Raw genomic sequence first — 18,075 nt, 5'->3', positions numbered from 1 at the left:
GTGCTTAGCATGTAAATGCGCCCTTTCGCAAGAAGAATCCCGTTCAGGCAAAAGAGCCTATTTTTCGACTGCCTACTTGCTGGCCGTTACGCTAGGGCCGATTGCTGTCGCAATGCTGTTTGGCGACTTACCGCGAGCACCTAAACCGTTCCAGCGGGGCTCCGAACTTTTTCGTCTATTTGTTCAAAAGCAGCTTTCTATAGTTAAATTTAGGTTTAATCAGCTGTAGGAGCTATATTAATTGAAATTTAATCAGCTAAGCACACTAATAAATGAATCGGTGGGGCGTTCTGTGGCGAGGCGATTGATTGTCTGACGGGGAAGCTTCCTCCCCTATCCATCCGTCCGGAATCCTTTGCTTCGCCCGCCCCCTTTACGCCGGGCTTCTGCGTCTGTACCCATTACCTCATGAAGAACCAGGGAAAGAAGCACCGGCCGCTATTGGCTGCGCGCCCGGATTCGCAGTTTACCCTGAATCGGCAAGGCTTTATCCTGACGGCTAATGAGGCGGCCCTGCTCCTGACAGGCGTGGAGCGGGACGACTTGCTGGGGGCTGATTTTTTCCCCTTTTTCACCGCCCCGGAAGAAGTGTGGGCGGCCTATCAGCAGCTGCTGGCCCAGGGGACCGTCCGCCAGTTGCCGTTCACGCTCCGTACCCGCACGGGCACGCTGACGACGGAAGTCCTGTTGGACGGCGCGGTGCACCAGCACGCGCAGGGCGGGGTGCTGGGCGCGACGCTCACGGTGCGGGAAGTGGCCGGGCCCGCGTGGGTTTCGGAGTTGCGCCGGGCCCAGGAAGAACTCGCGATTCAGCACCAGGAGCGAAAACAACGAATCAACGAGCTGCGCCGGGCCAACGTCGCCTTGACTTTTCAGCGCACCGAGAAAAAAAAGCGCACCGCCGAGTTGCGCCTGGCCAACAAGGAGCTGGCCTACCAAAACCAGGAAAAAGAAAAAAGAGCCGCCGAGCTGTTCATTGCCAACCTGGAATTAGGTTTTCAGAACGAAGAAAAGGAGAAGCGGGCGCAGGAGTTGCTCGTCGCGAACCGCGAGCTGGCGTTTCAAAACCGCGAAAAGGAAAAACGGGCGCAAGAACTCCATCTGGCGAACATCGAACTCTTGTTTCAGAACGCGGAGAAGGAGAAGCGGGCGGCAGAACTGGTGCTGGCCAACGTAGAGCTGGCCTTTCAGAACGAGGAAAAAGTGAAACGTGCCGCGGAGCTGCTCGTCATCAAGTACGCCCGAAGCCTGATTGAGGCCACCCGGGACCCGCTGGTGACCGTGAGCCCGGATGGCAAAATTACGGACCTCAACCAGGCCGCCGTAGCCATCACCGGCCTGCGCCGCGAGGCCGTGGTGGGCTCGGACTTCTGCGCCTATTTCACCGACCCGCACGGGGCGCGGGCGGTGTATCAAACGGCGTTTACCCAGGGCACAGTGGCCCATTCGTCTCTCACCCTACGCCATCCAGACGGCCAACTGACGGACGTTCGCTTCAACGGCGCGGTCTACCGGGGCGACGACGACGAGGTCGTGGGCGTGGTGCTGGTCGCCCATGACGTCAGCGAACAGCAGGCCGCGCACACCACCCACGTAAAAAAGCAGTTTTTGGCCCACATGAGCCACGAAATCCGCACGCCTTTGAACGCTATTCTGGGCATGAGCCGGCTACTGGCTACTCCCCCACTGCGCGGGCCGCAGGCCGACTACCTGCACGCCATCACGGCCTCGGCCGAGAACCTGCTCGTGATGGTCGACGACATCCTCGACTGCTCCAAAATCGACGCCGGGCGGCTCGACTTGGAAATTGGGGGCTTCGGGACGCGCCAGCTGTGCGCCCAAGTCGTTCAGACGTTGCAGGACAAAGCCGAAGCAAAAGGCTTGGAGCTCATCATCCACGTGGAGGCCGGGGTGCCCGCCGTGCTGCGCAGCGACCCCCACCGGCTCACCCAAATTCTGCTCCACCTGGCGGGCAACGCCGTCAAGTTCACTGAGCGGGGCCGGGTGTGGGTGAGTTGTACCCTGGTGCGCCCCGCCGCCGATGGCGTGGCCGAGGTGGCGTTCACGGTGCGCGACACGGGCATAGGCATCGACCCGGCTTACCTGGCCCAGGCCTTTGACGACTTCAGCCAGCAGGATGCCTCGGTGACCCGCCGGTTCGGGGGCACGGGCCTGGGCTTGGGCATCAGCCGGCTGCTGGTGGGACTGCTGGGGGGGGAGTTGCAAATGGAAAGCGCGCCGGGCCAGGGTACCACCGCCGGCTTCACCCTGCGCCTGCCGGTGGGCGCGGCCCAGGACTTACCCGGGCCCCTTAGGCCCGGCGCGGGCCCCTGGCGCGAAGCCCTGCGGGGCCGGCGCGTGCTGCTGGTCGAAGACAACGCGTTTAACCGCTTGCTGGCGCGCGTCACGCTCGAACAGGCTGGTCTGGACGTGAGCGAGGCCGAAGATGGCGCGGAGGCCGTGGCCGCGGTGCGGGCCGCCGCGCCATCCTTCGACGCGGTGCTGATGGACGTACACATGCCGGTCCTCAATGGCTACGAGGCCACCGCCGTGCTGCGCGCGGAGTTCGGTCCGGGACTGCCCATCATCGCCCTGACGGCCAACGCCACTTCCGGGGAGCGGGCCAAGTGCCTGGCCGCGGGCATGAGCGATTACCTGAGCAAGCCCTTCCAGGAAGACGACTTGTTACGCTTGATTTATGACTGGGTGCTGGGGCCTGGGGTACCAGCAAACGTTACCCAATGATACCCAGCCCTGGCAAAGCACCTTTTATTTTAAGTAGGTACTAGAAGGCGTTTAGCAAAAGGGTGGTCGGTGAACGCGTGCCGTTTGAGCAACGGGAAAAATATGCTTTCCTACGAACAGCCCGGCGTTGCCCGGTCAAGTTAGCCGTTGGGCGGCAGAAATCTTCCGCCTACCCTTCCCCCGCTGAGTGGTGTGTTACCTTCACCCCATGCGTTTCTTCGAAGCCAAGGACTGGATGGACAAGGTGCCGGGCGTGGCGTGGGTGGTGGCCATCGGCCTCGTGACGAGCGTGGTGGTCGCGGTGGGCGTGGCCCTGGTGGTGGGCGGCTTGTGGCTGACCGACTGGCTCGGCTGGAAAACGTAACGGCCCGAACCCCCGGCCGCACCCGGCCGCCAGGGGTTCGTGTTGCGCGGGTGGTTTCTCCGCGGCGTCAGCCGCTGGTGGCCACGCCAATCGGTTCCCCAGCCAAGCCGGCCACTGGCGGCTGACGCGGGCGTAACCGCCGCCGCGAATCGGCTACTGGTTGGAGTCCGAGTAAAGGGTTGTGGCTGTTGCAGAACTCGGCGCACTCCTTTCAAAAGAACGACTGCGCGTCAAATCTGGTCGAAAAGAGGTGCTTAATGGGCCCATGGCACGCGTTTCGCGGTTAGCTAACGTGGTTCCTACGCTGCCTTAATAGTTCTGCAACAGCCACGGTCCGAAAGCAAAATAGCAGTTCCCCATCTCAATACTTGTGACCCTAGCTCCCGCCACACTCGCTCCGCAGGATTCCACTGCTTCGCTCAGGATAGCCCCTCGTAGCTTTAGCCACTCATCTCCCTCCTTGATTCCCCCTTTATGTCATTATCGGCGACAACCGTCTGGACTTTGGTTTTGCTGGTAAGTCAAGTGGCTAGCTGCTACGCGCAGGAAGCGTATCCGAGCGTAACGTGCGCGGCCACGCAGAAAGTGAAAGCCATTTTTCAGTATGACGTGGACGTGACCCCGGGCGTAGCCCAGCCCCGACGCATGCTGCTCGAGGGAGATTTTTACGACCGTGCGGGCCACCACACGCAGTGGCAGCAATACGACGGGCCGGATTCGACCCGCTTTTCGACCCGCACCTTCACCTACAACGGCAAGGGCCAGCTCACAAAAATGGTGGACCTGTCCGAAGATAAAACCGAAGGCATCATCGATTCCACCAGGCTCGACGAGCAGGGGTTTATCGCCTATCGGCGGCTGTATCGTCCGTCGGGGAACGTGCTGCTCGAGGCGTTCATGTCCACGGAGTTGAACCAGCGTCAGCAGCCCCTCAAGTCTAACGTATTCAATAAGCAAAAACAACTGCAGGGCTACACGCTCTACACCTACAACCCCGCACACCAAGTGGTGCTCGAAGCCAATTTCACGGCCGAGAACGTACTCGCTCACCAACGCACGTACCAATACTACCCCAGTGGCACACTCCACAAAACGGCGGACATCAAGGGCCGTCAGGATACGTTGCTGCTTCACCTATTTGCCCCGACCGGCCTGTTGACGGCGGAAACGCATTTCAATGAAGAACAGCCGGGCGGCCCGATTGCCTACCAGATTGTCAGAAAATACGACCGCGAGCACCGGGAAGTGGAAGAGCTCACGTATTCGAGCGACTATCGTCCGGGAAACAACTTGCGCGTTTCGCGTCGCGAAGTCAGTCATTACGGGGCGTCTTGTTTGAAGCGCAAAACGCTTATTTATACGCGCGCCCCTTACGCGGAAGAGGAAAAGTTACAGGTGGTTTTTGTCTACCGATATACCTACTACCGGTAGTTTAGGCTACTGACTGCTGGCAGTTAGGCGGGCGAGCTAAACGGGGCAAGGAAATCACGAGTAAGCAAAGGGGAAAGCTAAGTGCGTTCAGTGAAAGGGTCCGAATTTCAGTCGTTTTCGCAAACGAGGATAAAAATATATTGCACGAGAGCAACACCCACCCGACCTTATTTTACCGTACTTGCCTTCGAACACAGGCGCAAGCCACGACCTGTTCATCCCCCATCCGCCGATTTCCTGTCTCCGTGGTGCGCTCCTACGCCGTGTTGCTGTTGCTGCTCAACTACCTTTTGGTGGTGGGGGCCGGCATGGCCGAGCGGCCGGCGAAGGTGATTGACCGGCCTTTTGCCTATGTGCACAGCCGGGACTGCCAGCTGACGCACACGCTGCGCCTTGCGTGCTTTGACGACTGCAACGGGGTGCAGTACACGGTGAAGAAAAACGGGGAGCGACCGCCGCTTACCCAACTGTTGACCAGCCTCAAAGGGCTGGATTTGCACTGCCTGGCGGAAACGCGGGTGGTATTTGCCGCGCCTGTGTTCGGGCGCGACCGGGCCCGGCTGGTGGCCTGGAACAAGGCCGTGCCGGTGGGCTTCCGGGGCCGAATGGAGCTGCCGCCCCGGCGGGGATAAGTCGGGCGCGGGCCTTGCGGGGCCTGCCTCAGGTACTGAGCGCGTGGCGTTCGGGCCGTTTCGTCTTATCCATTCGCTGACGCTGTTCGTGCGGGCCATAGAGCTGGCGCGGGCGTCGCTATCCTCCCTTTTTATGGTTTTCCTGGCATTTGCTATCCAACCCGCAGCGGGCGCTGCGGTCGGGACTTCTCGCGTACAGCTGCCCGTGGCCGGCCGCTCCGCTTTCGCTTCTTCTGACATTGGCCGGGTGAATGCCCTGTTGCCGGCAGCCGCTGCCGACCGGGACCAGCCACGGGGTGCCCTGGCCGGCCGGCGCACGCAATACCGGGCGCAGTGCCGCGCCAACTGCATGACCAAGGCCAACTTTTAATTCTGGGTGATGCCCGGCTCCGAGCTCGCTCGGGGCGGCGCTTGCGCGGAAAAGCGTGGGCCACCCGCCCCGTTGTGGGCTTGAGCCGGGCACCGCAGCTATTTTCTCATTCGGGGGCTTCGCGCTGCAACGCGGGGCTTCCACCTTTTTCTTCTGAATGAAACCTCTTTTTACGATTAAGACGGCTGGGCAATGGATGCCCGTGGGCCTGTTATTCCTGCTTTCGGCCGGTACGGCAGTGGGCCAAACCAGCGATGCGCGGCCCCGGGCCGACACCCTGAAAACGCAGCGCCTGGGCGACGTGGAGGTGACCGGCGGGGCGGTGCCCGTCAGCAAAACGGAACTCTCGACCGAGGCCACGGCCAGCCCGGCGTCGGTGACGCTGGTGGGGCGCGACTACGTGGCCCGGCAGGCGGTGAACTCCTACGGCGACCTGCTGCGGCCCCTGGCTGGGGTGACGGTGGCCAACTTTCAGCTCGGCGGCGTGGGCTACGGCGTGTCGATGCGCGGCTACGTGGTAACCGAGCACGCCCGCGACATCCTGTTTTTGATTGACGGGGTGCCGCAGAACCAGGGCTCCGACATTCAGACCAACGGCTACACCGATTTGAACCCGCTCATTCCGGAAACACTGCGGCGCATCGAGGTGACGAAAGGGCCGTTCAGCCCGTTTTACGGCGACCACGCCCTGGGCGGCACCATTCGGTTTGATACCGAGGACCGGCTGGCCAGCAGCGTCTCGCTGACGGGTGGCACCTATGGGTTTGTGCGGGCCGTGGCCATCGCGGGGCTGGGCAGCCCGGACCGGACCAAGGGTGGCGGCTACGTGGCCCTGGAGGAAAACCGCTCGGACGGCTACCGCGACAACGGCCACGACCAGCGCCTGAACGGGCTGGCCAAGTACTCGTTTCCAATGGCCGGCGGCATGGGCGCGGTGCGGGTGCAGGCATTTAGTAGTCAATTTGGCTCGGCCAACTACCTGATTCAGTCCGACGTGGAAAGCGGCCGTACAGCCCGACGGGCGGCGCTGGACCCCACCGACGGGGGCAGCACGCAGCAGCAAAACGTGGTGTTTACCTACCGGGGCGACAACGCCGAACAGTACTGGACGGCCACGGCCTACGTGCAGCACCACGACTTCACCCGCTTCCGGGTGGGCCAGAACGGCACCACGCGGGCCCTGACGCCGCAGCGCAAGGAGGAAGGCAACCGGGTGTGGGCGGGCTTCGACCTGCGGCGCACGGTGGCGAGCACGCTGGCTGGGGTGCCGGTGGAGTACGCGGCCGGCGTGAGCTTCCGGGGCGACGACGCGGACCTGACGCGCTTCCAGACGGTGGGCCGGCGGGAAATCAAGCAGGTACAGGCCCGCCGGGTGCGGACCTACACGCCGGCCGTGTACGGCCTGTTCCAACTCAAGCCCACCGAGCGGTTAAAACTGACGCTCGGCGCGCGCTACGACCAGCTGTATTACAACATCACCGCCGAGGCGCTGGATTCGGACTATCCGGGCAAGGATTTGAAGCCGCACCCCGGCGTGTTCAGCCCCAAGGTGGGACTGGCCTACGCGGTGTCGTCGGCGGTGAGCGTGTTTGCCAACGCGGCCCGCGGCTTCAAGGCCCCGAGCGGCTACGAGGAGAACATCGACAACCCCGACTTGGGCGTGTCGCGGCTGAACACCTACGAGGTAGGAATTGCCGGGGACGACGCCTCGGGCCGGCTGCACGGGCTGGTGGCGGCCTACCGCACGGACCAGACCGGCGAAATCCAGAGCGACCCGGTAACCGGCGCACTGGTGAACTACGGCAAGACCCTGCGCCAGGGCATCGAGGGCGAAGGCCGCTACCGCTTCGGGGCCAACCCCGGCAGCCTGAGCGTGTTCGCCAACTACTCGGTGCTGCAGGCCGAGCTGCGCAACGGCGACGCGGGCACGCACTACGTGTTGAACGCGCCGAAGTACACCGGCGCGCTAGGGCTGGATTTCACGGCCGGGGCGGCGAGCAACGCGGCCAACCAGCTGACGCTCTCGGTGTACGACCAGCTGGTGGGGCCCAAGCACCTGAACGACGACGGCTCGATGGAGAGCCGGGCATTTCAGCGGGTGTCGGGCAAGCTGATTTTCACACGGCCGGCCGCGTATCCCGGCTTCCGGGTGTTCGTGGAAACGACGTTTTACCCCGCTGGCAGCCACGGGCTGGACGAAATGAGCTTCGTGACGGGCGGGGTGCTGCGCACCGCGCCGCAGGCGAAGGCCACGTTTTCAGCCGGGGTGAAGCTGCCATTTTAGGGTACTGATTATGCTGGGCAACGAAGCGGTAGAGATGCTTCGACAAGCTTAGCAGGACGTTCTTTTTGTCACCATTCAATCATCAACCGTTTTCAACCATTTCCCATGAAAAAGACCACCACCATGCTGGCTGCCTCCGTTGCGGCTTTTCTGACCCTCACCACCCTGGCCCACGATGCGTGGGTAGACCCGCTGGGCGGGCCGGTATACAAAATCCTGTACGGGCACAAGATTCCCGAGCCTTACCCCACGGCGAAAGTGACGTCGCTGCAGGTGCTGGACGCGGGACAAAAGCCACTGAAATTTACCCGGACCGAGAGCAAGGAAGGACTGAGCATTACGCCGGCAGGCAAGCCGGCGCTGTTTGTGACGGCGTTTGACAACGGGTACTGGGTGAAGGTGGGCGACGAGAAAGAGTCGCGCAACGTGCGCAAATCGGCCCTGCCGGCGGGCACGGTGGGCGGGCAGTCGTCGCACCCGCTGAAGTGGTCGAAAACGATGCTCAGCTGGGCATCGTGGATGAGCAAGCCCATGGGGCAGCGCATTGAGTTTGTGCCGGTGGGGCTGACGTCCCTGCCGAAGCCGGGCAGCTCGCTGAAACTGCACTTACTACTGGACGGCAAGCCGCTGGCCAATCAGATGGTGGAGAACAACAGCAACGAAATGGGCCCCAAGACGGACGCCAACGGCGACGTGACGGTAACCGTGCTCAAGGGCATTAACCGCTATGCGACGGACCACGACATCATGCAGGCCAACATGCCCGATGCGCAGCGGTTAAGTTTGACGGCGGCACTGGTGTTCGTGGCCAAATAGTGAGCTAGTTACTCGTGCCTAACCAAAACGAGCGGTCCAGGTGGTCCGCTCGTTTTGGTTAGGCACGAGTAACTAGCTCACTATAGAACAGTTTGGGGGGCTAGCCAACGCAGGACAAAGGCCGTGTCTTCGCGCCAAGCCCCATGTGTTAGGACAGCTTTAGAAGTTCATTGAAATGGTGGGTCGGTGAACACAACTCGTTCAAAAATAGGAGCGTTACTGTTCTTACCTCTGCCTAGCTTTCCACTTCCTCGTGTCCGAATGGTAAGTCATCGACTCGCCTAGCTTCGTTCCAAACCATACCACGTAGGTGGTGTCCTTTTTCGGCTGATAATATAGCGGTCCTTCTTCTACTTCGGCAATCCCCATCGCGGACAGAGAGGGCGGAAGGGCGCCTGCTTTTTGTTGGTACAACTCAACACGGCGCACGAGCTGGTCTCCTTCGCTCATCAGTTGTTCTGCTCGACTAGTGCAGCCCACGAGTGAGCAAGCGCATAGCCAAACCGCCAATGTGCCTTTGAGTAATTTCATTGTGGCTGATTAAGGGTGCACCTCTTACAGTTTATTTAAACGGTCCAAAAAGTAGCCTAGCTGTGTATTTGACCCGTTAACCTGCCCGGGACCTAGTTCGCGGCGCTGGTAAAATCTATCAGGAACGGCTGTAAGGACCGGCCATCCTGGCTCTGAAACCCGTCGCCGACCAGCAGCTGGTAGTGCCGCTTGGGCTGTACCTCCACTTCGATCGTCGCGCTCGTGTAATCGGCCGAAAAGCCCACAAACCGCTGTACGCGCAGCAGCTGGTCGACGCCCATCGGCCCCAGCTCAAAGTTTCGATGCTGCGGGTCCATTGGGGTGGAGAAGCGCAGGGTAATGGTCGAACGAGCGGGCGTCGGCGAGGCCACCGGGTTGGCTCCGCGGGTAAAGCCGAGCACGTGGGGCCGACCGGCGTTGAACCCGGCTTTGAGCTGCGCGCTTGCTTGGGGAAAGTACCCGGCCCGGTCCACAAAAGCGAGCAGCGCGGCCTCGTCGTTGTAATCGAGCGCGATCATGGTTTTGACCGCGCGTTGCTTGTCAGCTGCCCGCTGGTAGTACGCCTGGCACAGGGCGTAGCCGACGTAGTAGCCCAGGTCGCGGGTCCCGAATTCGTTGGGCGCGTTGCTGTAGAGCCAGAACCCAGGGGAGGGGTTGAACAGGTGGGTGGCAAAGCGCTGCTGTACGGCCGCGGTGTGGGCGGCACCGTAGGCCAGGGCCGGCAACGTCGAGCGGTGGCCCGTGGCCGTGACGGCCACGAACTCGGCGACGCCTTCCAGCACGCACTGGGCCAGGAGCGTGGGGCCGAGGGTGGTTTTTTGCTGGGTGTGGACGTACTCGTGGACGATGGTGAAGAGCACGTCCGCTTCGGTTTGGGCGGCGAGGAGCGCTTTCAACGGGGCCAGTTCGGGGCCAAATTCCGTGGTATTGGTGGTGCGATCGGCCAGGGCCAGTTCGCTGCCCAGCAGCACCCTATTGCCCGCAGTCGTGCCGCCCGTGCGGAAGGCGCCCACCGTGAAATAGGTCGTGGCGGGCCGCAATTCGGGATAAAGGTGCCGCAGCTTTTGGACCTGGGCGGCGGCTTTGCGGGCGAAGGCCGGGGCCCGGGCGGTGTTTTTTCGAATCGACTGCCAGAACAGCGGGTAGCGGTTGATCGCCTCCACGTAGGACTGGGCGGTGTAGTTGCGGGCCTGCATAAGGGCCTTCAGGCCCGGGGAGCCCGGCTGCAGGAACAGGGCATCGAGGTAGGCGTACTGCTGCGCGCTGTCTTTCGTGGTGACCATCCGGTCGTAGGCGTTCCAGAACCGGTCGAGGTCGGCCGTGACGAAGGCATCGGTGCCTTGCCCTCGGGAGGTGACCGCCACCAACAAGAGCAGCAGGACGCAGCGGATCGTTTTAGTCATAAGCGGGGGCGGTAGTGGCACTGGCAAATAAACAACAGCCCCGGTAAGGGAGGCGTGTCGCAGGAGCGCGCCTCTCTGGCTCGTTCAGCCAACCGGTCGAACCGCAAACGCACCTTGTTCATTTTTACGAGCGTTTTGGAGGCATAAGGGATGGCACCTCGTTCACTGCTATTTTTAGCGCATGAAAAACACCTTCCTTCCCTACTTCCTCGTTCTAGCTAGCTTTCCTGCCTTGGCTCTTACCGTCGTCGAATGGGTGCCTTTTGCCATCGATAATGTAGAGGTAAAAGTGCCGCAGCAAGCCGTCGAGGTGGATTTGTCGAAGCAACCAGCGGGGAAAAGCTATTCTAACACGCGGGTATTTATATCAGGGGATGAATACGGCACTTATCAGGTAATCCGAGAAGATTACCGTTCCAACGCTAAACTAGGGCAAAGCAAAGCTGCCCGGGAAGAACTCTACGATGGCATCATTGCGGGACTGCTACGCAGTCAAAAAGGCGTGCTGGTGGCCACTTCCCCCTTTACTACGGCGGGAGGACCGGGAATAGAAATCAAGTACAAGGGGCTTCAACTGGGCACAAATAAGATGGTCGTGAAGTATACCCGCGCCTTGATCGTGGGCAAAATCAACTACTCGTTCAACTTTATACCGAAGGACAAGGAAGATGCTACGGGGACGAGCGGAAATGAGCAGCGGCGGCGGTTTTTTGATTCGGTCGTCGTGAAACCCAAGAGCTAGCGAAGGCCTCGTTCACGCAAACGGTGGGTCGGTAAACACGGCCCGTTCAAAAATAGGAGGGTAAGTTTAGTCCGTGAGGTGGTCTAGCTAGGCCGGACAGAAGTAGGACGTATATTCCTGCTGTCATGACCGCAAAAAAGAGCAAACCGTCGCCGGATGGCCGGCGCAAATATGATGATGCTTTCAAGGCCGAGGCGTTGCGCCTGGCGACCGAGAGCCGGAGCACGCAAGCCGCCGCGCAGCAGTTGGGCATCAGCCCCAAGCTGCTTTACCGCTGGCAGCAGGCGCAGCTCGTGGCCGAGGTCGGCAGCGTGGAAGTGGCCCGCGACCCGGAGGTCCGGGCCCTGCGCGCCCGTCTGAAGCGGGCCGAGCAGGAGCTGGATATTTTAAAAAAAGCCTTGGTCATCTTCGGCCAGCCGACCCGATGAGCGCCTACCAGCACATCGCCCAGCGCCAGCAGCAAGTGCCCGTGCGCCGGCTCTGCCAGGTGCTGCAGGTTGCGCCGAGCGCGTACTATGCCTGGCACCGGCAGCAAAGCGAGCCCGTGCCCGAGCCAGCGTGGCAAGGGGCCGTGCGCGCGGCCTTTGCCTACCATGCGCAACGCTACGGCACGCGTCGGCTGCGCGCCGAAATGCACGCCCAGGGCCACGCGGTGGGCCGCTGGCGCATCCGCCGCGTGCTCAAAGCGCACGGCCTGCGCGCCCAGCAGCCCCGCTCGTTCGTGCCGCGCACGACCGATTCAGACCCGACCGTGCGCGCCGCGCCCAACCGCTTGCTCGGCCAGCCGGCCCCCACTGCCCCGAACCGGGTGTGGGTAGGCGACATCACGTACTTGCCCCGCCAGGGCGGCGGCTGGCTCTACCTAGCCGTCTGGCTGGACCGCTGTTCGCGTAAGATTGTGGGCTGGGACGTGCGCGACACCATGCCCGAAGACCTCGTGAGCGAGGCGCTACGCCGCGCCTTGGCGGTGCGCCGGCCAGCGGCCGGGCTCGTCGTGCACTCCGACCAAGGCAGCCAGTATACGGCCACCCGTTTCAAGGACCTGCTGGCCCGCCACGGCGCCGTGCAGAGCATGAGCCGGCGCGGCAACTGCTACGACAACGCCCACGCCGAATCGTTTTGGAGCCGCTTCAAAGCCGAGCTGCTCGACGGCGGCCGCTTCCCTGGCCTGACCGAAGCCCGGCTGGAAATCAGCCACCATATCGCCTATTACAACGCCGAGCGGCGGCATTCTGCGCTCGGCTACCAAGCCCCCAATCACTTCGAAACCCACCTTCAAACAACGTCCCAACTCTGTCCGGCTTAGCTAGACCACCTCACTGAGCTGGCAATGGTGCCCCATCTGGACCCTAGTTATTGCTAAATGATGACCATTCTTAAAGTGCCCGAAACGACAGGCAAGCCAGAAAGCTTAGGCGTGCGTTTGCTTCATGGGCTAGTAAAGCTGCTGTTTATCTGGGTGCCGAAAGGCAGCCCGGATTATGACGGGCGCACCTGGGACACCGTGGCGTACTGGCTTGTAGAAGTTGACGATGAGGGATATCCAAATCGGGAAATTGGATTTACGACGCAGCACCAGCCAGTTCTGTTCGCTCCCACTGACCGAAACATGGGCATGTGGACTGATACCGACCGCGTCTTCTCGCTCAAGGAATTTGAGGCCCAAAACGAGTATCCGTTTGCGGCGACGTGGGATGCTCTATACGCCCAAACGCGACAGGGCACCCGTTCGCTTTAACGGTAGTGGCTTAAACACGCCCTGTTCAGAATTACGAGGGTAACCCAAGGCGTACTTTCATGTTCGCCCGGTCAAAACGGGCCTGTAAGCTCGTCCCACACTGCCCTGCCCATGTCCCCTGCCCTCACCGATGACGACGTTGCCACTGCCAAGGTTATCATCAAAGACGATTACACCGAACTCTGGTTCCTGGTCGCCGAATTGCAGCAGGCGCACCCGGCCGCGTCCTTGGCTCAACTCAGCACCTTGGCCCAGCAGTTGGTCGTCGTCCTCCTGCACGAACACGGGATGCATTTGTTCGACCCGTTCACCGAACAGCCCGTGCCGTTGGCCCCTGCGCAAGTGGGGGCGATGGTTGACGACTTGTTCCGCACCCTGGACCGAATGCCCAACATCGGCGATGGCATCTGGTTAGGAATCCCAACACAAATAGCACGTTGAATTTAGACAAAGGGTAATGGCTTAAACGCGCTCCGCCCAATCACAATCCTTTCTTCAGAAAAAAAGGTCGGTGCTACCTTGCCGCGGTCATCCAAGCCCCGACACACTATGAATACTGCCTTTCTGCTGCTTTTCTTGCTACGCAACGGCGCTAGTGCGCCCCGCCCAACGAGCGTGCGCGTGGCCTTTAGCCCGCTAACGAAGGCGGCTTATATGCAGGCGCTGAAAGGAAAAATTGCTTTTACACCCCGCGTGACGTTTCCGCTGAAAAAGCAGCAGGGGCGACTGGTTATTCCTTCGACGAAAGGCCCCCATGTTTTTCGGGATGGCTGGGTCGATGGCGAGCGGGACGAAGACACGCAGTACAAATACCTGGGGTATTGGCCCGAACTGCGGTGGCATCTGGTGGAGGGCTACCATTTCAGCGAAGTGTACCGCCTCAATGCCCTTACCCAAAACGGCCAGTGGCTCCGGCTGGAAGACTCCCCCGCCATCAGCCCGGACACCAGTCAATTCGTCGTGGCTTCGGGCGCCTTGGACGGGATAGGAACGCCGACCATCCAGCTTTTTCAACGTAAAGAAGGGGCTTGGCAGCAAGTGTGGAAGGTGGAGTCGCGCAGTTGGCAGGTAGAAGAGGTGGAATGGGTCGCCGCAAACGCCTTGGTGCTGCAGCAAAAGCATTGGAACAAAACGTTCTCACGAGCTTGGTATACCTATGCCAGGCTCACTATTCAGGACCAGACCAAGAACTAGCTCATCAGTTCAGGAAAAGGGTAGCAAGGTAAAGGCGCTACATTCAAAATAAGGAGCCTTTGCATTGTACCTTCCGTGCTATTCGTGGTTCTCTTGCTTACTACCCTTCGCTTCCTGCTTATGCGAACTTCCCGACTGCTGTTTTGCCTGTCGGCCCTGCTGCTCGGTCCTGTGGTCGGAAAAGGTCAAAGTGCCCCGCCGAGCTATTCGGTCCATTTTCACGCCCATTCCGGCGTTAGCGGCTCCGATTTCCGGGTCCAACTCACGCGCCGCCCAACCGTTGTGTCACTACGCTATGGGCGGTTGGATAGTATCCAGCACAAGGCCATGCGCCGGGACCCGCGCTTTGCGGCGTATGTGTCCGCAATCGAAGCACCGCAACGACGGGCCGCCGAAAAATCCGGCACGCTGCAGCTCGTGGCGGCCTTGTGGGAGCAGTATACGGTCTACCGTTGGGACAGCCTGGAGGTGGCCACGACCGAGCACCCGGCCTTGGTGCAGGCCCTTGACTCGGTTTACAAGAGCCCCGCCGCGCAACTCGAACGGGCCGATGCAAACCGAAACCGCATTGTGCTCGATGGCACTTCGGTACAGGTGGTGGTGAATAGCGGACCGCAAACAGCGAAAAACCTATACGTCCAGTCTCCTACGCCGACCTCGCATCCCCAACTTTACCGATTGTTGCACGCCGCACTCGACCTCTACCGCCAGCAGCAACCAGCTGCTATTCTCGACCAGCGGTACACAAATGGCTATTGAGGCAGGTGCGACCCCATAAAATTAAGAGAGGCCCCAAAAGGGTATTTTGAGTTTAGCGAAACGGTCTAAATAGGAAGCGGAGGGGCTAGCCGTTGAGGGACTGTGGCCGGCCCCGGGCGTCAAATCCTTGGGCCACGCGTTGCACCTCAGCAACGAGCATCTCCTCGAAGCTGACCCATTCCTGGACCACGGTGCCCTCGGCGGTGGTCCGCTGCCCGGCGTGGGTGCGCAAATCGAGGGATAACCACAGCACGTCGGCGTTTCCGGCCAGGTACAAGCGCCCGGCCGTGGGGCCCCCGCGGCGGTAGCGGTTGAGGTCATCCATGTCAAACGGTTGGCGGGCGTTGTCGCCCGTGCGCTCGTAGCCGCTTCGCCGCCCGTGCAACGCCAGGGTGCACGAGAACAGGTTCAGGCCGTTGTGGTGCAGGTAAAAGGCGCGCAAGGCCGGCGGCAGGGACGCGCCCAAGGCCTGCTCCCAGGCAGCGAGCTCGATGGGGGCCAGCGGGGCAAACAGTTCGTGCAGCCACGCTTCCGGGGCCCGGTGCGGCACGTGGCCCGCCAATTCGGTGCCGTTGGGCAGGACTCGATGACCAAAGGCTTTGGCTTGGTCGGTTACCGCATATACCGCTTGCAAATACGCTGGGACCATGGCGAAGAAACGACGACAACCGCTCAACCGGGAAAGCCCGGCATGCCAAAAGTAGGGCGGGAAGTTGCGTGGTTTCTTTGCCCACGCTTTCGTTTACCCAAACGGTCGGAATAAAATAACGAGCGTTTAAACTTCTGTTGCAGCAGGCCACTGGATTTGCCAGTCCATCTCCTCGATGAGGCCCGGAATGTGTGAGGCGTTTTCAAGCCACCAATCAAATCCCATGAAGTCTGGATAGTCAGGGTTGGGGTCCTGAATGTAAATGAAATAACCGCCCGTTTCAGCGGTGTCGTCGACAATCTCTATCGACCAGCCCGGGTGTTCGCCACTGAGAATGGTGCCCTTCTGGCCGAAGGGAAATGGTTGCGGATTCGTTTCCATAATTCAAAGTAAGAAGTTTAGGGAAACGGTAGAGCGGTGGACGCGGTCCGTTCAATACGAATTGTGCTCCATCCGGCTTGGCCGGACTACCTCAAGACCCGCGCACGGCCTATCTTGGCTGTGCGATTCACCAACTGCCCCCCGCCTGATGTTCTTGTTGCCGTCCCCTCGCTGGGCTGTATTCGCCCTGTTGCTCGCCCCGGGTTGCGCTTCCGCCCAAGCCCCTGCCGGGGAGGTCCGCCCGCCCGGCCCCGCCCCGGGGCTGTTTGTGGGCTTCCGTGCCGGCTACAGCAACTACACCATTACCGGCACGGAAGTGGACCTGCACACCCAGCCCGGATTCGATCAGCTCGTGCGCGTGCCGGGGGTGAGCGTGGCCGCCGTAGTCCGCCAACGCCTGTACCAGCCGCTCGCCGCGCAAGCCGAGCTGTGCTACGTCCGCCAGGGCGGCGACTTTACCCGCCGCGCGTTCCCGGGCAAAACCGACTACACCGTGGACTGTCTGCAGGTGCCGCTGCTGCTGGACCTGCGCTTGGGCGGGGCCACCGGGCCGGCGCTGCACCTGCAGGCCGGCCCGGCGTTCGTGGCCGTCTTCGGCGATGTGCGGCCCGACGCGTCGTCCTTTGCGCCCGGCAACCGGTTCAACAACCCCACCACGTGGTGGGCGCAGGCCTACGGGGCCGAGCTGGCCTGGGCCCGCGCGCAGCGCGTGTACACGCTCACCGCCCGTTTCACTCAAGACCTGACCGACTATTACCAACGCGACTATGCCGGCACGCCTTACCACGCCCGCAGCCACGGCTACAGCCTCACCGCCGGCGTGCTGTTCGCTCCTAAACCCGCCCATTCAGTGGTTCGCCAGTAGTTTACCCAAACGGTACTGGCGTGAACTCGCTCCGTTCAAAGTAAGGAGCGTTCTACCTTGCCAGCACCATTAATGGCCATCTCTCCTCCTTACTTGCTACGCTGATGAGTGTATTTACCCAAATAGACGAACGCCTGGCGCAATTCGCTGCCGCGCAGCATACCGTGCTAACACGAGACCGCGAAAATCATTGGCCCGATGGTCCGGGCAGCTTGGGGTTTGAAGAACGGCGCGTCGATTGGCAACGGGACGGCTTTAACTTGGCCGTTATCATTCAGCCCGACTTTGGGGGCATGGCAGTTGATTCAAGTAAGTGGCATCTCTATGCCTTGGCGTGGCAGAACGTGGAGGTGGGCAGTGGTCGGCGCGTGGCGGAGCTGCGCTTGGTCAGCGGCCGGCCATTCACCGAAATCGAAGCCCGCATAGAGGAATTGCTAACTGAAGCCGGTGTATACCTGAATGGTCTGCAAGCACACGACTTACGCCCGCAAATTGACTTACACCATCAGCGTGTAGTGCGCCAACAGCGTGCAGAGCGCCGGCAAAATGGGCTTGGGAAATCCCTAGAGTAATAGTCTACAAAAAGGGTACTGCGTTGAACGCGACCTGTTCAGAATTAGGAGGGTTTGCGAAGGTGGCCTACCCGTACAATTCATCGGCATCCGCCACATACCAGCGCAAGAACTGGCTCAACGAGGTGGTCAGCACCTGAAATTTATTGTCCCCGGCTAGTATGCCAATTCGATAGTCGAGCCCGTTGGCCTCCACCAAGAACCCATATTCCCAACTGCGGTGCATGTAATCTACAAACACCGTGACCCCGGCCCGCTCCATCGTTTCGGCTTCCGCCGTGAGAACCCGCCACCCTTTCTCTTCGGTCCGTAAGGCTTCAACCGGCAGAAAGGAGCAGTAATTTTCGTCCAGTTCATTGGGGTAAAGCTCGGGCGTTCCGTTCGCGGCGCGGTAGAGCTGGACAAAATCAGCAGGCAGCCGCACGCCGTTGGCGATGGCCACTTGGCGTACGTCCCCCCCCGACGGTGGGCACGCAATGCCTTGCCGCTGCCACGACGCAAGAAGCACGGAAAGGGCTTCCGATAAGGAATCAGGCGAGGGATGCATACGCGAAAGTCGCGGAATGTGTGTTTACTTAAACGGTGGCAAGGTAAACGCG

General features: G+C 61.1%; 20 protein-coding genes. 16 read left to right on the top strand and 4 right to left on the bottom strand.

The features are described from left to right. The first annotated feature begins 408 nt into the window (after nucleotides 1–408). From ABIB44_RS19010 to ABIB44_RS18980, 7 genes are all read left to right on the top strand, one after another. Nucleotides 409–2,745, top strand: a complete 2,337-nt coding sequence (locus ABIB44_RS19010) for a response regulator (protein ID WP_354586261.1) — start codon at nucleotides 409–411, stop codon at nucleotides 2,743–2,745. A 208-nt stretch (nucleotides 2,746–2,953) separates the two neighbouring features. Continuing rightward, on the top strand, nucleotides 2,954–3,109 hold the full coding sequence (locus ABIB44_RS19005) for a hypothetical protein (protein ID WP_354586260.1): 156 nt from the start codon (nucleotides 2,954–2,956) through the stop codon (nucleotides 3,107–3,109). Nucleotides 3,110–3,583: 474 nt separating this feature from the next. After that, nucleotides 3,584–4,540 carry a hypothetical protein gene (locus tag ABIB44_RS19000; protein WP_354586259.1) on the top strand — a complete coding sequence of 319 codons (957 nt, stop codon included), beginning with the start codon at nucleotides 3,584–3,586 and terminating at the stop codon, nucleotides 4,538–4,540. A gap of 245 nt (nucleotides 4,541–4,785) precedes the next feature. Then, nucleotides 4,786–5,172, top strand: a complete 387-nt coding sequence (locus ABIB44_RS18995; protein WP_354586258.1) for a hypothetical protein — start codon at nucleotides 4,786–4,788, stop codon at nucleotides 5,170–5,172. A 205-nt stretch (nucleotides 5,173–5,377) separates the two neighbouring features. Beyond that, on the top strand, nucleotides 5,378–5,542 hold the full coding sequence (locus ABIB44_RS18990; RefSeq protein WP_354586257.1) for a hypothetical protein: 165 nt from the start codon (nucleotides 5,378–5,380) through the stop codon (nucleotides 5,540–5,542). A gap of 157 nt (nucleotides 5,543–5,699) precedes the next feature. Continuing rightward, nucleotides 5,700–7,826, top strand: a complete 2,127-nt coding sequence (locus ABIB44_RS18985; protein ID WP_354586256.1) for a TonB-dependent receptor — start codon at nucleotides 5,700–5,702, stop codon at nucleotides 7,824–7,826. A 105-nt stretch (nucleotides 7,827–7,931) separates the two neighbouring features. Then, a complete protein-coding gene (locus ABIB44_RS18980) occupies nucleotides 7,932–8,642 on the top strand; it encodes a DUF4198 domain-containing protein (protein ID WP_354586255.1) in 711 nt (236 codons plus the stop codon). Between the two features lie 623 nt (nucleotides 8,643–9,265). On the opposite strand, the gene ABIB44_RS18975 is transcribed toward ABIB44_RS18980, so the two are convergent. Then, nucleotides 9,266–10,576 (bottom strand): DUF2268 domain-containing putative Zn-dependent protease, encoded by a 1,311-nt coding sequence (locus ABIB44_RS18975; protein WP_354586254.1) that lies wholly within the window; start codon nucleotides 10,574–10,576, stop codon nucleotides 9,266–9,268. 181 nt (nucleotides 10,577–10,757) lie between these two features. Here ABIB44_RS18975 and ABIB44_RS18970 point away from each other — a divergent pair, with 181 nt between their 5' ends. The 7 genes from ABIB44_RS18970 to ABIB44_RS18940 all read left to right on the top strand — a co-directional run bounded on the left by ABIB44_RS18970 (nucleotide 10,758) and on the right by ABIB44_RS18940 (nucleotide 15,009). Continuing rightward, nucleotides 10,758–11,318, top strand: coding sequence for a hypothetical protein (locus ABIB44_RS18970; protein ID WP_354586253.1), 561 nt, complete (start codon nucleotides 10,758–10,760; stop codon nucleotides 11,316–11,318). Between the two features lie 125 nt (nucleotides 11,319–11,443). Then, on the top strand, nucleotides 11,444–11,746 hold the full coding sequence (locus tag ABIB44_RS18965; RefSeq protein ID WP_354586252.1) for a transposase: 303 nt from the start codon (nucleotides 11,444–11,446) through the stop codon (nucleotides 11,744–11,746). Then, nucleotides 11,743–12,624, top strand: coding sequence for an IS3 family transposase (locus ABIB44_RS18960; RefSeq protein ID WP_354586251.1), 882 nt, complete (start codon nucleotides 11,743–11,745; stop codon nucleotides 12,622–12,624). The genes ABIB44_RS18965 and ABIB44_RS18960 overlap by 4 nt, the downstream gene beginning before the upstream one ends. A gap of 57 nt (nucleotides 12,625–12,681) precedes the next feature. Beyond that, nucleotides 12,682–13,056 (top strand): hypothetical protein, encoded by a 375-nt coding sequence (locus tag ABIB44_RS18955; RefSeq protein ID WP_354586250.1) that lies wholly within the window; start codon nucleotides 12,682–12,684, stop codon nucleotides 13,054–13,056. Nucleotides 13,057–13,167: 111 nt separating this feature from the next. Then, nucleotides 13,168–13,497, top strand: coding sequence for a hypothetical protein (locus ABIB44_RS18950; RefSeq protein ID WP_354586249.1), 330 nt, complete (start codon nucleotides 13,168–13,170; stop codon nucleotides 13,495–13,497). Nucleotides 13,498–13,605: 108 nt separating this feature from the next. Next, nucleotides 13,606–14,250 carry a hypothetical protein gene (locus ABIB44_RS18945; protein ID WP_354586248.1) on the top strand — a complete coding sequence of 215 codons (645 nt, stop codon included), beginning with the start codon at nucleotides 13,606–13,608 and terminating at the stop codon, nucleotides 14,248–14,250. Between the two features lie 357 nt (nucleotides 14,251–14,607). Further along, nucleotides 14,608–15,009: a hypothetical protein gene (locus ABIB44_RS18940; protein WP_354586247.1), complete on the top strand. Its 402-nt coding sequence runs from the start codon at nucleotides 14,608–14,610 to the stop codon at nucleotides 15,007–15,009. A gap of 85 nt (nucleotides 15,010–15,094) precedes the next feature. On the opposite strand, the gene ABIB44_RS18935 is transcribed toward ABIB44_RS18940, so the two are convergent. Further along, complete coding sequence (locus ABIB44_RS18935; RefSeq protein ID WP_354586246.1) at nucleotides 15,095–15,658, bottom strand: SMI1/KNR4 family protein; 564 nt, start codon at nucleotides 15,656–15,658, stop codon at nucleotides 15,095–15,097. Between the two features lie 126 nt (nucleotides 15,659–15,784). Next, on the bottom strand, nucleotides 15,785–16,039 hold the full coding sequence (locus ABIB44_RS18930) for a hypothetical protein (protein WP_354586245.1): 255 nt from the start codon (nucleotides 16,037–16,039) through the stop codon (nucleotides 15,785–15,787). Between the two features lie 148 nt (nucleotides 16,040–16,187). Between ABIB44_RS18930 and ABIB44_RS18925 the strand changes: the two genes are divergently transcribed. Continuing rightward, nucleotides 16,188–16,904 (top strand): porin family protein, encoded by a 717-nt coding sequence (locus ABIB44_RS18925; RefSeq protein ID WP_354586244.1) that lies wholly within the window; start codon nucleotides 16,188–16,190, stop codon nucleotides 16,902–16,904. A gap of 104 nt (nucleotides 16,905–17,008) precedes the next feature. Next, on the top strand, nucleotides 17,009–17,476 hold the full coding sequence (locus ABIB44_RS18920; RefSeq protein ID WP_354586243.1) for a hypothetical protein: 468 nt from the start codon (nucleotides 17,009–17,011) through the stop codon (nucleotides 17,474–17,476). Between the two features lie 67 nt (nucleotides 17,477–17,543). On the opposite strand, the gene ABIB44_RS18915 is transcribed toward ABIB44_RS18920, so the two are convergent. Then, nucleotides 17,544–17,918, bottom strand: a complete 375-nt coding sequence (locus ABIB44_RS18915) for an SMI1/KNR4 family protein (RefSeq protein ID WP_354586242.1) — start codon at nucleotides 17,916–17,918, stop codon at nucleotides 17,544–17,546. Between the last annotated feature and the right edge of the window lie 157 nt (nucleotides 17,919–18,075).

Origin of the sequence: Hymenobacter sp. UYCo722 (genome assembly GCF_040547115.1) — a bacterium.
In the GTDB taxonomy this organism is placed as follows: Bacteria; Bacteroidota; Bacteroidia; order Cytophagales; family Hymenobacteraceae; genus Hymenobacter.
Note: the sequence above shows the minus strand (reverse complement) of the source record. Positions and strands in the feature narration are given on the sequence as shown.

Bases quoted from the DNA above. Each gene is read 5' to 3' on its own strand.
- ABIB44_RS19010 (WP_354586261.1), top strand. From the start codon at position 409: ATGAAGAACCAGGGAAAGAAGCACCGGCCGCTATTGGCTGCGCGCCCG.
- ABIB44_RS19005 (WP_354586260.1), top strand. From the start codon at position 2,954: ATGCGTTTCTTCGAAGCCAAGGACTGGATGGACAAGGTGCCGGGCGTG.
- ABIB44_RS19000 (WP_354586259.1), top strand. From the start codon at position 3,584: ATGTCATTATCGGCGACAACCGTCTGGACTTTGGTTTTGCTGGTAAGT.
- ABIB44_RS18985 (WP_354586256.1), top strand. From the start codon at position 5,700: ATGAAACCTCTTTTTACGATTAAGACGGCTGGGCAATGGATGCCCGTG.
- ABIB44_RS18980 (WP_354586255.1), top strand. From the start codon at position 7,932: ATGAAAAAGACCACCACCATGCTGGCTGCCTCCGTTGCGGCTTTTCTG.
- ABIB44_RS18975 (WP_354586254.1), bottom strand. From the start codon at position 10,576: ATGACTAAAACGATCCGCTGCGTCCTGCTGCTCTTGTTGGTGGCGGTC.
- ABIB44_RS18970 (WP_354586253.1), top strand. From the start codon at position 10,758: ATGAAAAACACCTTCCTTCCCTACTTCCTCGTTCTAGCTAGCTTTCCT.
- ABIB44_RS18965 (WP_354586252.1), top strand. From the start codon at position 11,444: ATGACCGCAAAAAAGAGCAAACCGTCGCCGGATGGCCGGCGCAAATAT.
- ABIB44_RS18960 (WP_354586251.1), top strand. From the start codon at position 11,743: ATGAGCGCCTACCAGCACATCGCCCAGCGCCAGCAGCAAGTGCCCGTG.
- ABIB44_RS18955 (WP_354586250.1), top strand. From the start codon at position 12,682: ATGATGACCATTCTTAAAGTGCCCGAAACGACAGGCAAGCCAGAAAGC.
- ABIB44_RS18950 (WP_354586249.1), top strand. From the start codon at position 13,168: ATGTCCCCTGCCCTCACCGATGACGACGTTGCCACTGCCAAGGTTATC.
- ABIB44_RS18945 (WP_354586248.1), top strand. From the start codon at position 13,606: ATGAATACTGCCTTTCTGCTGCTTTTCTTGCTACGCAACGGCGCTAGT.
- ABIB44_RS18935 (WP_354586246.1), bottom strand. From the start codon at position 15,658: ATGGTCCCAGCGTATTTGCAAGCGGTATATGCGGTAACCGACCAAGCC.
- ABIB44_RS18930 (WP_354586245.1), bottom strand. From the start codon at position 16,039: ATGGAAACGAATCCGCAACCATTTCCCTTCGGCCAGAAGGGCACCATT.
- ABIB44_RS18925 (WP_354586244.1), top strand. From the start codon at position 16,188: ATGTTCTTGTTGCCGTCCCCTCGCTGGGCTGTATTCGCCCTGTTGCTC.
- ABIB44_RS18920 (WP_354586243.1), top strand. From the start codon at position 17,009: ATGAGTGTATTTACCCAAATAGACGAACGCCTGGCGCAATTCGCTGCC.